At 70.3% G+C, this 13,270-nt stretch carries 15 protein-coding genes; 2 read left to right on the forward strand and 13 right to left on the reverse strand.

The window, feature by feature from the left end:
- The 6 genes from VME70_09860 to VME70_09885 all read right to left on the reverse strand — a co-directional run.
- Positions 1–675 (reverse strand): hypothetical protein (locus tag VME70_09860; protein ID HTW20501.1); only part of this gene is annotated, 675 nt, incomplete at its 3' end.
- A gap of 135 nt (positions 676–810) precedes the next feature.
- Positions 811–1,980, reverse strand: a complete 1,170-nt coding sequence (locus tag VME70_09865) for a substrate-binding domain-containing protein (GenBank protein HTW20502.1) — start codon at positions 1,978–1,980, stop codon at positions 811–813.
- Positions 1,981–2,274: 294 nt separating this feature from the next.
- Positions 2,275–2,730 carry a Fur family transcriptional regulator gene (locus VME70_09870; protein HTW20503.1) on the reverse strand — a complete coding sequence of 152 codons (456 nt, stop codon included), beginning with the start codon at positions 2,728–2,730 and terminating at the stop codon, positions 2,275–2,277.
- A gap of 57 nt (positions 2,731–2,787) precedes the next feature.
- Positions 2,788–3,153, reverse strand: coding sequence for a hypothetical protein (locus tag VME70_09875; protein HTW20504.1), 366 nt, complete (start codon positions 3,151–3,153; stop codon positions 2,788–2,790).
- Between the two features lie 53 nt (positions 3,154–3,206).
- Positions 3,207–3,440, reverse strand: a complete 234-nt coding sequence (locus VME70_09880) for a hypothetical protein (protein HTW20505.1) — start codon at positions 3,438–3,440, stop codon at positions 3,207–3,209.
- 118 nt (positions 3,441–3,558) lie between these two features.
- Complete coding sequence (locus tag VME70_09885; protein HTW20506.1) at positions 3,559–4,044, reverse strand: hemerythrin domain-containing protein; 486 nt, start codon at positions 4,042–4,044, stop codon at positions 3,559–3,561.
- Positions 4,045–4,318: 274 nt separating this feature from the next.
- On the opposite strand from VME70_09885, the gene VME70_09890 reads away from it, so the two are divergent.
- Positions 4,319–5,326 (forward strand): DNA-3-methyladenine glycosylase 2 family protein, encoded by a 1,008-nt coding sequence (locus VME70_09890; GenBank protein HTW20507.1) that lies wholly within the window; start codon positions 4,319–4,321, stop codon positions 5,324–5,326.
- Between the two features lie 62 nt (positions 5,327–5,388).
- Positions 5,389–5,829: a GNAT family N-acetyltransferase gene (locus VME70_09895; protein ID HTW20508.1), complete on the forward strand. Its 441-nt coding sequence runs from the start codon at positions 5,389–5,391 to the stop codon at positions 5,827–5,829.
- Positions 5,830–5,843: 14 nt separating this feature from the next.
- Here VME70_09895 and VME70_09900 read toward each other — a convergent pair whose 3' ends face one another.
- The 7 genes from VME70_09900 to VME70_09930 form a co-directional block, all read right to left on the reverse strand.
- A complete protein-coding gene (locus tag VME70_09900) occupies positions 5,844–8,069 on the reverse strand; it encodes a SpoIIE family protein phosphatase (protein ID HTW20509.1) in 2,226 nt (741 codons plus the stop codon).
- A gap of 92 nt (positions 8,070–8,161) precedes the next feature.
- Complete coding sequence (locus VME70_09905; protein ID HTW20510.1) at positions 8,162–8,365, reverse strand: hypothetical protein; 204 nt, start codon at positions 8,363–8,365, stop codon at positions 8,162–8,164.
- A gap of 109 nt (positions 8,366–8,474) precedes the next feature.
- Positions 8,475–9,098, reverse strand: coding sequence for a hypothetical protein (locus tag VME70_09910; protein HTW20511.1), 624 nt, complete (start codon positions 9,096–9,098; stop codon positions 8,475–8,477).
- 154 nt (positions 9,099–9,252) lie between these two features.
- A complete protein-coding gene (locus VME70_09915; protein ID HTW20512.1) occupies positions 9,253–10,590 on the reverse strand; it encodes a HAMP domain-containing sensor histidine kinase in 1,338 nt (445 codons plus the stop codon).
- A complete protein-coding gene (locus VME70_09920) occupies positions 10,583–11,278 on the reverse strand; it encodes a response regulator transcription factor (GenBank protein ID HTW20513.1) in 696 nt (231 codons plus the stop codon). The genes VME70_09915 and VME70_09920 overlap by 8 nt, the downstream gene beginning before the upstream one ends.
- A 98-nt stretch (positions 11,279–11,376) precedes the next feature.
- Positions 11,377–11,718 carry a hypothetical protein gene (locus VME70_09925; protein HTW20514.1) on the reverse strand — a complete coding sequence of 114 codons (342 nt, stop codon included), beginning with the start codon at positions 11,716–11,718 and terminating at the stop codon, positions 11,377–11,379.
- Between the two features lie 70 nt (positions 11,719–11,788).
- On the reverse strand, positions 11,789–13,144 hold the full coding sequence (locus VME70_09930; protein HTW20515.1) for an EAL domain-containing protein: 1,356 nt from the start codon (positions 13,142–13,144) through the stop codon (positions 11,789–11,791).
- Positions 13,145–13,270 lie beyond the last annotated feature (126 nt).

The following is a 13,270-nucleotide window of genomic DNA, read 5'->3' on the forward strand; positions in this document are numbered from 1 at the left end:
CACCGTCGCCGTCAGCGTCACCGGGGTGCCGGCCTCCTGCGGGCTGGTCGGGCTCGTGCCCAGAGTCGTGGTCGTCGGTGTCGCAACCGGAGCCGGGTAGACGACCGACCAGGAGCTTCCGGTGACCTGGATGTCCACCGAGTCGTAGCTGGTCGTCGGGCTCTGCCCGGCGACGGACGTCTTCAGCCGCAACTGGTACAGACCGGCGTAGCCGTCGGTCGTCGACGTGTCGGTGTTCGGGAAGTCCGCGATGTAGGTCGCCAGGCTCTCATCACCGCCCGACCCCGTGACGAGCGGCAGGGACGAGGAGTTCAGCGGCGCCGGCGCGTTGGTGTTCGGGTAGACCGTCGACGAGCTCAGTGCCTCGCCGCTCCACTGGCCGGGCACCTGCCCGCTGACCGGTGTGTAGCCCAGCAGCGTCGCCTTCGTGTCCCCGGAGCGGATCTGGGTCGAGCCCTGCACGTACGCCGCGATCGGCGCGTCGTTGATACTGCCGCCGGTGACCGGGGTGCCGGCGGCGTCGTAGAAGGTCAGGCTGCCGACGGAGCCGCTGTCCGGCTCCCAGGGCGGCGCGCCGCCGGTGGCGGCAGCGCTGCCGGCGGAACCCACCACCAGCCCGCCGGCGGCAACCGTGGCCACCGCCACTGCGGCGACCGAGGTCAAGAGTCGTTTCATCTGTATCATCCCAATCGGTTAAGTCAAGTTATAGGCAGCATTGAGCCACCCGTCGCGGGTCGTGAGCTCAGGTGGTGGGGGGTGCACCTCCCCGGCGGGCGCAGCGCGGGCGGCGCCCGCCGGGGAGCGGATCGGTCAGCCGGAGGACCTGTCCCCGAGGTCGTTGTACACGGGGGTGGTCCCCGCGGCGGCGATCAACGCTTGGCCGGTGCCCTTCGCGAAGAAGGGGCTGCTCGGCGCGCTCTGGTTCGAGAACAAGGTCTGCACCCAGTTGCGGGAACCACCAGGCTCCATCGGAGCGGAGGACGTCGCGTCGCTCTGCCGGAAGATCACGTAGTGGTCGACCGGCGAGGCATACGCCGAGTTGCCGTCGCCCGGAGTCCCGCTGAGCAGCGAGATGCCGGGGCTGAGCGCCGAACCCCCGGGGAACGCGGTGCTGGGGTTGTGGAAGTAGCCGCTCTTGTAGAGGTTCAACCGGGCACTCGAGAACGGCACGATCGCATCCGCTGGCGTCGTCGCGCCGGTGACAGCGGTCGGATCGTTCTGCTCGACCGTCTGGACGGATGCGGCGAGCGTCGGCTTGGTGTTGCCGTTCGCGGTCGTAAGGTCCGCGATGAAGGTTTTGTAGATGGAGGAACTGGACGGCGGAATCAGCGGAATGATCGTGTCCGAGGAGCCGCTGGAGTTACCGGGCAGCTGGTTCCACTTCGTGACCTGACCGGTGTAGATGCTGAGCAACTCGTTGATCGAGAGGCCGGTCGGCGCGTTGGTCGTCGTGTCCGCCGCGATCTGCACGGAGTCGGTGCCGATCTCGACCACGTGCAGGTACCCCCACCCGTTGGTGGCCGCCTGGCTCTGCTGCGCGGCCGTCGGCAGGCTGGCGGTGAAGATGAAGTTGATCTTCTCCGGGGTCGAGGTGTCGGCCAGCAACGCGGTGAGCGCCGCGCCGCTGCTGGAGATCCGTTGGACCGGGCTGGTGCCGGCCCGCAGGACGTCGGTCGGGTTCAGCGGGACCGGCGCCGTCTCCGTGCTGCCTTGCGCGTAGGCCTGCCGGGCATTGCCGTCAGCCGTCGCGTCGAAGGTCACCAGCCGGTTGAAAGCACCGGTGGAGTTGAAGCCCAGGTCGCCGAGAGTGTCGCCATCCGCGCCGAACTGGAGGTCGAACTGCGGTGTGTCGCCGCCGACTCCGACGATGTCGGAGGCGCTCGGCTGGTAGTCGGCGTACGCCGGGAGCGTCGCGCCGAGCGCCAGCACGGACGCTCCGAGCGCGGCGAGACCGATCTTGGCCTTTGTCTTGGTTCTCACTAGAGCGTTCCCTTTCATGGGTCGTCAGAACGAGCAGGAAGAGTCGAGAGGGTTCGGCCCACCGGCGACGAACCGCCTGGTTGGTGCCGAGCGACGCCGGCTGCCGGTCAGGCAGCGCGGTCGGCGCAACCGGGGCGACACAGATACCCGCAGAGCCGCTTGAAGTCGACGTACCGGCGCTCGACGAGCACCTCCAGACGCGGCACGGGGAGTATTCTTAGGTAACCCACTTGAGAATGTCAACTTACTCGACAGGCGTGTCCCCGATTCACCCAGTCGAGTGACAGCGCTCTACTAGCCGGAGCAGTTGCGGCAGCGGCCGGACAGCGCCACGTGGGTGGCGTCCAGCCGGAAGCCGCTGACCTTGCGGATCCGCATCGCGGTGTCGCCGAGAACGTGTGCCGGCAGGTCGGTGATCGACCCGCACTGAGAGCACTGAGCATGCAGGTGCTCGGGCCGACCGTGGTTGGTCGATCGCGGAGTCGTGAGGTGGTACGCCGTGAGCCCGCGGTCGAGGTGGACGTGGCGCAGGACACCGGCTGCAGTCAGCCCTTCGAGCGTGCGGTAGACCGTCGCCCGGTGGATCGGCGGGTCACTGTCCGCGACCTGCTCGAGCAGCGCGTCGGCGGACAGGTGCCGCCCGTCGGCGGCGATCACGCAGGCGAGCAAGGCAACCCTCGGCTTGGTCACGCGCTGCCCCGCGGCCCGCAGCAAGGCGGTTGCGCGCGCGACGTCCGCCTGGGCAGCCATCCCTCAAGTGTGGCCCACGCGACGCGGGCCGGGCTCGGGCCGACGCTCCGACGTCGGTCAGCCGGCGCCCACGGCCTTCTCGATCAGCTCCATCGCGGACCGGATCTGGGTCGCGGCCTCGATTGCGCGGGGCGCCGGATCACTCGCCGCCTCGACGCCGGCGATCGTCGACCGGACCTCCCCGCGCAGCCGCTCGAGATCGTCCTGCGCGACCGGAAGGTGCCCGGCGACGAGCGCCTCGACAGTCGCGCCGTCGGCAAGGCTGACGGCGGTGTCGAGCGCATCAAAGCCGAGCAGGATTTCCAGCGCCCACGCGATGTAGGAGGAGGCGGCGCCGTACCGGTTGTTGCGCATGTCGAGGGCGCGGGCGGCGCGTAACCGGCGCTGTGCCTGCTCGGCAACTTCCGGCGGCAACTCGTTCACGCGACTCAGTCTGGCACTCGACGGGGGAAATCCGTGCGCACGCCGGGCCTGCGTCAGGCTTTCCCGCGAACCGCCTGCAAGGTCTCGAGGTAGTTGCGGGCCAGCGCCTCGACGATGTTCGCGTAGGCGGTGAGGTCGCTCGCGCTGGCGTTCGCGGAGTCGCGGGCGACCCCGACGCAGCGCTCGATCTGCCCGCGCGGCATCGACGGGAACTCGGCGGCCAGCCGCTCGATGACCAGGTTCAGCAGCTCAGCCGCGCGTGATGTGAAGGCAAACCCGACAGCCATGGCACCTCGGAGAAGACGCCAGCACCCGGCAAGCGGACGCTGGAGATCGGCAACCGCGCTCTGTGGTGGGCGTGGAAACGGTACCACTAGCCCATCCGGCCGGTCCAGACTGGCCCGTTCAGCCCACCTGGTCGGGGTAGAAGCCCAGCCGGGCCAACGGCTCGAGCAGCTGCGACTCCTCGTAGGACAGGTGCGACAGCAGCGTGCATTCGAGGGCATCCATCGCGTCCTCGATCACCCGGAAGTCGCCAGGATCGGCGATGAACGTCACGAACGCCCGATCCAGCTCCTCGAGCACACCGTGGATCACCACGTGTTCCGACGCCAGCCGGTCGAGCACCGGCGCGAGGGCGGGCTCGCTGCGCCGCAGATGCGGGAACACCGCCTGGTCCTCGAGCGTGTGATGCCCGGTCACCACTCGGCAGTACGACGCGCAGTAGGCGCCGACGGTCCAGTTGTTGGAACGAATGGTCATCCGGGCAATCGCCCCGCGCGCTGCCGCTGGATCGGCCGTGCCGGCGGCGAGCCGCGAGACGAGCTCGCGCAGCTCGGCCAGCTCGCCGCGCAGGTGGTCATGGATGTCGATCAGGTGCCGGCCGACCATGCGGCCGGTCTCGGTGTAGCCGGCCGGCGGCGGATCGACGGTGTGCCTCGGCCGCTCCGCCTCGTCCCACCACGGCGCGGTTGCCGCCGCGTCGTACGGCGAGCGGGTGGCGTTGAGTCCGAGGTCCGGGTCGACGCCGTCCGGCCGGTCGGTGCTCAGCGTGCTCGCCCTCCCCCGTCGCCGCCATCGGCTGCCGCCGCGTTGTCGCGCGACACAGTCCCACGACGCTACCCATGACGCGCCGCGGGTCGGCTGCGGATGGCAGGCTGGGCCGATGCCTCGGAGTGCTCCTGCGGCTGCGTCGGCCGCGATCCGACCGGATCCGGCCGGTCCGGTCCCGCGGCAAACCGCGCCTCAACCGGACCGGGCCGACGCGCACACCGTGTGGCGGCCCTCGCAGGCTGTCGACGCCCGGCTCACGGTGTCCTTGCTCGCGCATCATCGCGGCGACCCGTGCCACCGGGAGCTGCCGGACGGCGCGGTCTGGCGAACCTCCCGAATGGCGACCGGTCCCGTGACCTACCGGATCGAGCAACCACACCGCGGCGAGATCACGGCACACGCGTGGGGACCGGGTGCGGCGGAGCTGGTCGGCGGGCTGCCGCAACTGCTCGGCGCGGACGACGACCCCGCCGACTTCGAGCCCGGGCATCCGTTGCTCGCGGCAGCGCACGCCCGGTTCGGCGGCTTGCGGATCCCGGCAAGCGGCCGAATCCTCGAGGCGCTGATTCCAGCGATCCTGGAGCAGAAGGTCATCGGGCTCGACGCCGCCGCGGCCTGGCGACGGCTGGTGGCCAGGTACGGCGATCCCGCTCCCGGCCCGGCGCCGGCCGGGATGCGGGTGCCGCCGACGGCGGCGCAGTGGGCTGGCATCCCGGTGTGGGAGTGGCATCGAGCCGGGGTCGAGATCCGCCGGGCTCGGGTCGCGCAGTCCTGTGCGCGGGAGGCCGACCGGCTGGACCGGGCAGCGGCCGCAGGGGGACGCGACCTGGTCTATCGAATGCTCCGAGACATCACCGGAGTCGGGCCGTGGACCGCGGCGCAGGTCGGCCACCGTGCCCTCGGCGACGCCGACGCGCTGCCGATCGGCGACTTCCACCTGGCGGCCATGACCGGGTGGGCGCTTGCCGGTCGCCGGCTCGACGAGGATGAGGTCGAGGCGTTCTACGAACCGTGGCGGCCACACCGGTTCCGGGTGGTCCGGTTGCTCGAGCTCACTCCCGGAGCGTTGCCGCCGCGCCGGGCGCCGCGGCTTGCGCGCCAGGACTTCCGCCGGATCTAAGCACGCCGAGCACCGGCGAGGCCGGTCGCCGTCGCCGGGCGGCGACTGGCACGATGTCGCGCGTGGACTCGCCGTACATCTGCGCCGGGTACGAGGTCGACGACGACGTCGAACGGGTCGACCTCGACGTGGTGTGGCGCTTCTTGTCCGAACATGCCTACTGGGCGCGCTGGCGGTCCAGGGCCGACGTCGAGACCCAGGTGTGCACCGCCTGGCGGGTGGTCGGCTGCTACGACTCCGCGACCGGCGCCCAGGTCGGGTTCGCCCGCGCGGTGTCCGACGGGCTGTCGATCGCGTACCTCGCCGATGTCTTCGTCGTCCACGACCATCGTGGCCGCGGGCTGGGCAAATGGGTGGTGCACGAGATCGTCGACGGCGGTCCGGGCGCATCGTTTCGCTGGCTGCTGCACTCGACCGACGCTCCCAGCCTCTACTACCGGTTCGGCTTCGGCCCGCCGATCCCGACCCTTCTCGAGCGCCAGCCAGACCAGCACCGCAGCTGAGTCGCGGTTCGACGTCAGTGGCCGGCGGCTGCTCCTTGGGCGGTCGTCGTGGGCAGCCGCCGCAACGCGAGCGCCGTCACGTCGTCGTCATGTGCGTCATCGGTGAGGACCAGGTCGACCAGCTCGCGCACGCGGGCCGCCGGCGTCCGCGCGGTCGACCTGGTGACCGCGGCCACCACCCGCGCGATGCCGAGGTCGATGTCCTCACCCCGGCGCTCGACCAGCCCATCGGTGAAGGCGATCAGCTCGCTGCCGGGCGCGACGACCAGCCGGGAAGCCGACCAGTCGAGTCCGCCGACCCCGAACGGCAGGTCGACACCGACCTCCACGATCTCGGCGCCGCCCTCGCTCACGAGGATCGGCGGGAGATGGCCGGCGTTCGCAACGTCGACCGTGCCCTCCGCGGGGTCGATGAGCAGGTAGAGCACGGTCACGAGCTGGGGCACGTCGAGTGCCTCGAAGTAGCCCGCAACCCGTCCGAACACGCGGACCGGGTCGGGATCGTCGACCGCATACGCCCGGATCGTCGTACGAACCTGACCCATCGCGGCTGCGGCCTCGAGCCCTCTGCCCATCACGTCGCCGACGACCGCGACGAACCGCCCGTCGGGGAGCGGAATCAGGTCGTAGAAGTCGCCGCCGGCCTCGTTCTGGCCGGCCGGGCTGTAGTGCGCCGCCACCAGCCACCCGGGCACGTCGACCACGCGGTCCGGCAGCAGCGCGCGCTGCAGCTGTAACGCTGCCTCCCGCTCGGCTTGATAGAGCTCCGTGCGCAGCAAGGTCTGCGCGGTGTAGGCCGCCAGCGCCAATACGAACGAGCGCTCGTCACGGTCGAACAGCTTCGGCGAGTCGAAGCTGAACCGCAGCGCACCCAGGATGTGGTCGGCGACGATCAGTGGAACCGCACACATCGCGACGGTGTCGGCTTCGAGCCCGGTGAGCTGCGGGAAGCGCTCGTCGCGCTCGTGCGGGGACTCGATCCACATCGCGTCGCCGGTCCGCACGGCGGTAGCGGCCGGCAGCGGGTCGTCGACGGTCTCCTCGCCGATCAGGCCAACGATGCGTTGCTGGTACCCGACCACACCGGGCACCGACAGGTGCTTACCGTCATCCGCCACCGTGATCAGCGCACCACCGTAGGCGCCGAGCACGGCGACGCCCTCGGAGACGACGACGTTGCCGACGTCCTCCGGCGTGCGCGCGCGGGCCAGCGCCGCAGTGACCCGATGCAGCCGCGCAGCCCGATCGCCGATGCGTTGCGCGGCGCTCAACCGCCGAACCTCCTCGAGCAGCACGCTCTCGAACGGCCGCGCCGGCCGGGCCGGCGTACCGGCCGCAAGGGAACGGAGCTGGTTGATCAGGCTCTCGACGTACCAGTGCCGGAAGAGCCGGTGATCGGCGGGCGCGGCGAGGGTGAGCAACCGGGACGCACGGGCGTACTCATCAGCCTGGTCGAGCGCGGCCAGATAGGCGACTCCGGCGTCGGCGGCAGAAGCCGGCAGGTGCAGCACCAGGTGCGTGCGCTCGTCACCGCGCTCGGCCGCCGCGATGGCCTGGCGCTTGATCTCGGCCCGCGCGTCGTCGAACTCGTGGGTGACGGTCTCGATCAGCTCGACCAGGTGCTCTGGGAGCGCGTGGACCCCGCTCGCCTGTGACGTCGCGGCCAGCGAGAACTCGCGGACCAGGTTGTCGATGTGTGCCTTGGCCTCGAGCAGCAGGGCGGTAGGGACATCGCCGAGCTCGACCGTGTACGTCGTGTCCGCCGGCCGCTGGTCGGCCGTCTCGTCGACGAACCCAGCCCGGGCCAGCGCGCGGTTGCGCACCTGCGACCCGTTGGCGTGCGGACGAAGCTCGCACCACACCGACTTTCCCTCGGCGGGCGCCGGACCGACCCCCCATCGATCGCACAGTGCAGCCACGAGGGCGAGGCCGCGACCGGTCATGTTCGACGTGCTCGGGAGAGTGCGCACCGGCCCGCGCCCGCTCGCATCGTCGACCTCGATGCGGATCGCGGAACCATCGGTGCCGACGCGGACGGCGATCGGCGGGGCGCCGTGCTGCCGCGCATTGGCCAGCAGCTCAGCCGCGACCAGCTCGGCGTCCGCGGCCAGCTCCCCTAAGCCGTATTCACGGACCTGACGTTCGACATAGCGGCGCCCTACTCGCACCGCGTCGACCCCGATGTCGAGGACCAGGCGCTCGCCCATCGCCCAGTTCGCGGTCGACGATCGAGTAGGCACCCTCAGAGTCTGGCATCCGGCTTGCACCGTGGTGTCCGGATCTGCCCATCCGAGCGATGACCGCAGACCGACAGCTCGCCGCCGGCACGCGCTCAGCAGGCCAGATGGACCCAGTCGCCGGTGGCCGTGCGCCGCGCCTCCTGGCGACCGGAGATCATCCGCTCGCAGCGGGCGCAGCGGCGCTCCGCGGCGGCCGGCTCGCCGACGGTGGGGTCCTGGCCGTCGCTGTCCGCCAGGTCGGCTGCCGCCTCCTCGGCGATCGTGCTCGCGGACTGATCACCCTTGCGCCAGCGCACCTGCTAACCCCTCTCGATCCGCGAACCCGTCATACGGAGGCTGCACCCGGCGCGTGGCAACCGGGTGGTCACGCGGTGGAGACGGTGTGGCAAGCGGCCGATCGCGGGGTCAGCTCCAGTCCGTCAGCGCCAGCTGAGGGTCCATCTGCCGACGAGCCCGACGCAGCACGGTCGCGAGGTCGGCCTCGCCGCGACCGTCGTACAACGGACCGGTGCCGTCGGTGAGCAGTAACCCGGCGACCGCGATGCCCTGCGCCGCCTTCGGGCCGGGCGCGAGCAGGCATTCCAGCAGGTCAGCGAGCTCCGGACCGGCCCGATCGACCTGCCGGCGGCACACCCCGGGCCGCGCGGTGTAGAGCGCACCCGGGTGTCGCGGCCACTGCACCGCCCGCTGCCAGTCCTCGGCCAGCGCTCGGCACCCTTCGGGCGAGGCGATCAGCTCGGCGCGCGCGGCGAGCAGACGGCTGGACTCCGGGGCTCGTCCTGCGGCCAGCTTCCGGTCGAGGGAGGGGCCCCGGAGCCGGCACGCGAGGCCGGTCAGGCAGGTACGCCGGCGCAGGGCCAGACGACCGGCCCGATCCCGCGCACACACCGCCCGACCGCCGTGACGCCGGTCCGGGTCTTCGCCCGGAAGCCGGCCGCACGCCAGGTCCACCCCTCGGGATCGGACGGCGACGACCGCGACCGCCATCACGCCGCACGCCAGTCCCGCGAGCACGACCCAGACCCACATTGCCGCCGCTTCCTGTAGAGCTCCGCCAAGCAAACCCAATGCCTGTGCAGAACCGGTGGAAGACGTGCGGAGAGGGTGTGCAGGCCACGCTCGGCGAGTTGATCTTGGTCTGCACACATCGACGTACGACGTCAGGCAGTCGCGGACGACGACGTCAGCCTTCGGGGAGCGGCAACGACACCGTGACCCGGGTGCCGGCGCCGGGGTGGCTCGCGATGTCCAGCGTGCCGCCGTGTGCTGCCACGAGCTCGGACACGATGGCGAGCCCGATCCCCGTGCCCGGGGTCGAGGTGTGGGCCGGGCTGCGCCAGAACCGGCTGCGGACGTGCGGCAGGTCCTCGGGCGCGATGCCGATGCCGGTGTCGCTCACGACCAGCAGGCCCTGGTCGCCTTGCACACACACGCGCACGTGCACCGATCCGCCCGGCGGCGTGAACTTCAGCGCGTTGGACAGCAGGTTCGTGGTGACCTGGTGAATCCGTACGCAGTCGCCGTCGATCGGCACGGGTTCGAGCTCCCGCGTCAGCGTGACGTCGACGGCCTGCGCGTGCAGGGACATCGCGTTCGTGGCGGCCCCGACGATCTCGCCGAGATCGCAGCGCGTGTGCGACAGCTGCAGTGCTGCGGCTTCGGCGCTTGCCAGCGCTTGCAGGTCCTCGACCATCGACGCGAGCCGCACGGTTTCCTCGTGCAGCGACGCCGTCTGCTCAGGCGTATGTGCCACCACACCGTCGAGCAGCGCTTCGCAGTTCGCCTGCAGGACCGCGACCGGTGTCCGCAGCTCATGCGCGACGTCGGCGACCAGGTCACGGCGGAGCTGCTCCTGGCGCGCCAGCGTGTCCGCCATCCCGTCGAACGTGGTCGCCAGCTCCTGGAGGTCGCTGGGTGCGCCCGGCATCTCGCCCAACCGAACCCCACGATTGCCTCGCGACATCGCACCGGCCGCGGCCGTCAGCTGATGGACCGGCGTGCTCACCCGGCGCGAGACGACCACGGCGGCGGCCACCGCGACCAGCGCCGCGATTGCGGCCGAGAACAGCTCGGCGTACAGCAACGACCGGCGCAGGTCGTCGGCGGACTGCACGAGACCGTGGCCGTTGAACCGGATGTAGAGCGTCCCGATCGTGCGCGAACCTTGGACGATCGGCTGGTGCTGCGTGCCGGGCGCACCGGCCGGGTCGGCGAACGTCGATGCCACGACATCACCACGGTTGTCGAGCACTGCCACGTCGGTGCCGCTCTGCGCGGCGAGGTTGAGCGCCGGCCGCAGGTCGGCGTCGAACCAGCCCGGCTTGCCGGTCGCGTACGTCGACTTGGCCGCGGTGAGCAGCGAGTGGGTCAGGTCATCCTGGCGCTGGTGGACCAGCACGTCGATGTAGCGCTCGGCAAGCGCGGCGGACAGCGCCGCGACGATCGCCACCGCGATGAGCGCGACGGTGACACAGGTGATCGTCAGTCGCTGCCAGATCGGCAGGCCGACCCGGCTAGACATCGCGGGTCAACCCGAAGCGATAGCCGCCCCCGAGCACGGTCAGGACAGCGGTCGGGCTGCGCGGGTCGCGTTCGATCTTGCGGCGCAGGTTCTTGATGTGTGAGTCGACACTGCGCTCCGCGCCGAGGAACTCTCCACCGCGTGCGCGATTGACCAGCTCCCCCCGCGAGTAGACCCGGCCGGGTGAGCCGGTCAGCGCGAGCAGAATCGTCCACTCCGTCGGGGTCAGCTCGACCAGCCGGCCGGCGATGTGCACCTGTCGTGTTGGTACGTCGATCACGATCTCGCCGTTGCCATAGCTGTGCCCGTCTCCGGGCCCGACCGGGCGGCCGGTGCGGCGAAGCATCGCGCGCACCCGAAGCACCAGCTCGCGAGGACTGAAGGGCTTCGTCACGTAGTCGTCGGCGCCCAACTCGAAGCCGCGGATGCGGTCGCGTTCCTCGGCCCGCGCGGTCAACATGACGATGGGCACCGAACCGGTCCGGCGTACCTCTTCCGCGACGGACTCGCCGCTGATGTCCGGCAGCCCGAGGTCGAGGACGATCAGGTCGGGGTCGGCCGAAGCCGCGAGAGAGAGGCCTTCGGCGCCGGTTCCGGCGGAGAGCACCGACCAGCCCTCGCGCTCGAGATAACCGCGCAGCACGTCGCGCAGCTTGCGCTCGTCCTCGATGATCAACACGGTCGCCACGACACTCACCCCGGACCTTCATCCGACAGCCAGACGCCTGGCAGTCTGGTCCGAGCGGGCGGCTACGTCCACGCCCCATGCACCGTTGGCGTGCGCGGTCAGGCGGTCGCGACCGTGCCGATCGTTCGCGCGGCCAGGTCGTTGCTACCCGGCTGTTGCTCACGCTGACGAGCGCGTCGACGCGCACCGAGGTCGGTGGGTTCGCCACTGTCGAGCGGAACTCCACCTCCACGCGGCCGAGGCGGCGCCGGATCTCCCTGCATCACCCATTGCGGGCAGACGATCAGAGCGATGAACAGGCTCGAGATGAATGCGACCACGAGAATCTTCACCAGAACCCCGGGCGCAAACATGATCGCGAGCACGGTCAGCCCGAAGGCACCGGCCAGGAACGCCAGGCTGATCATCAGCCGCCATGGATGGAACTTCATCGGTCCCATACCGCTGACGGTACTCAGCCGCCCGGTTCGCGTCAGCCGGGCCGGTCCCCCGCTCCTGACCGGGTTCCGATCAGGCAGTTGTGCCGTCGAGCACGTGCAGCTTCGAGGACGGCGCGTGGCGCATGGCAAGCGCGCCGATCGGTGCCGGATGGCCGAGGTGGTAGCCCTGGGCGAAGTGCACGCCGAGGTTGCGCAGCGTGTCCAGCTCGGCCTGGTCCTCGACGCCTTCGGCGATGATCTGCGCACCCGTGCCGCATGCGAACGTCACCAACGATGCGGCCAGGGCACGACGTACCGGATCGACGTCGATCCCCGTCACGAGGTCGCGGTCGAGCTTGATGAAGTCAGGGGCGAGCCGAAGGATGTGGGTCAGGCTCGAGTAGCCCGCGCCGGTGTCGTCGATGGATACCCGGATGCCGGCCTGGCGCATCGACTGCAAGGCCGAGATCAACCGGGGGTAGTCGTCAACCATCGTGTGTTCGGTGAGCTCGAGCACGATTCGGGACGACGGCACAAGCAGCTTGCGAAGCCGACCGGAGAGCACCGCCTCTGGTCCTGCGTTGATGGTCAGATCGACGCCTTCCGGCAGCCGGTCGATATAGCTGACCGCCTTCGCCGCCGCGAGCAGCTCGAGCTCGACGCCCAGCCCGAGTCGGGCCGCGTCGTCGAACCAGATGTTAGGAGCGCGGTACGGCGCAACCTCGAACCGAGCCAAGGCCTCAACCGCGCTGACCTGATTGGTCTGCAGGTCGAAGATCGGCTGGAACACGACCGACAGCATGTCCGGGTCGTCGATGACGGAACGTATCCGGTCCCCGGAGTCGACCTGGTCGAGCGTGTCCGGATTCAGCACGCTCACCATGTAGCGGGTCGCGGCCTGCGCGGAAGCCGCGCCTAGGCCTCCGAGGTGCGCAGCGTCCAGCGTTCCCTGACTCATCCGGAGCAGCTGAGACTTCACCCTCGACAGGTCGCATGCCGAGCCGACGACGACGCTGATGAAGTCGGCCAGCTGGGTGAGCGTCGCGACGTCGCCTTCGTTGAAGGCGTACGGCCGGTGCGCGTTGACCGCGAGTACGCCGATGCTGTCCTGACCGCGGCGAAGCGGTACGCAAACCAGGGACGCGACGCCCAACCGCCGGCACGCCTCGCGGTCGACCCGCGGGTCGGTTTCGGTGTCGTCGGCCCGCTCGACCTGACCGGACTGGATTGCCAGCCCGCTCAAGCTGGTGTCGAGTCCCACCCGGGTGCCGAGATGGGCAAGCTGCTGACCGGTCCCGACGACGTAACAGATCCCGAGCGCATCGGCGAGACCGACCATCACGGCATCGGCAGCATCGATGAGCTCGACGGTGCGGTCCGTCACGCGCTGCATGAGGCGCAACGGATCGATGGTCTGACCGATCGCGGCAGTCAGATCGGAGCCCATGACGTTCCACCCTTCCCTCGGAACGCGCGTAGTACCGAAGGTTCGATCGGACGAAAGCCCGCAACCAGCGGGAATCCGTCTGCTCCATAGATAAATCGGCCGCACAGGAGGCTCGCTTTACGGTTC

This window comes from Mycobacteriales bacterium, assembly GCA_035504215.1.
Classification (GTDB): Bacteria; Actinomycetota; Actinomycetes; order JAFAQI01; family JAFAQI01; genus DATAUK01.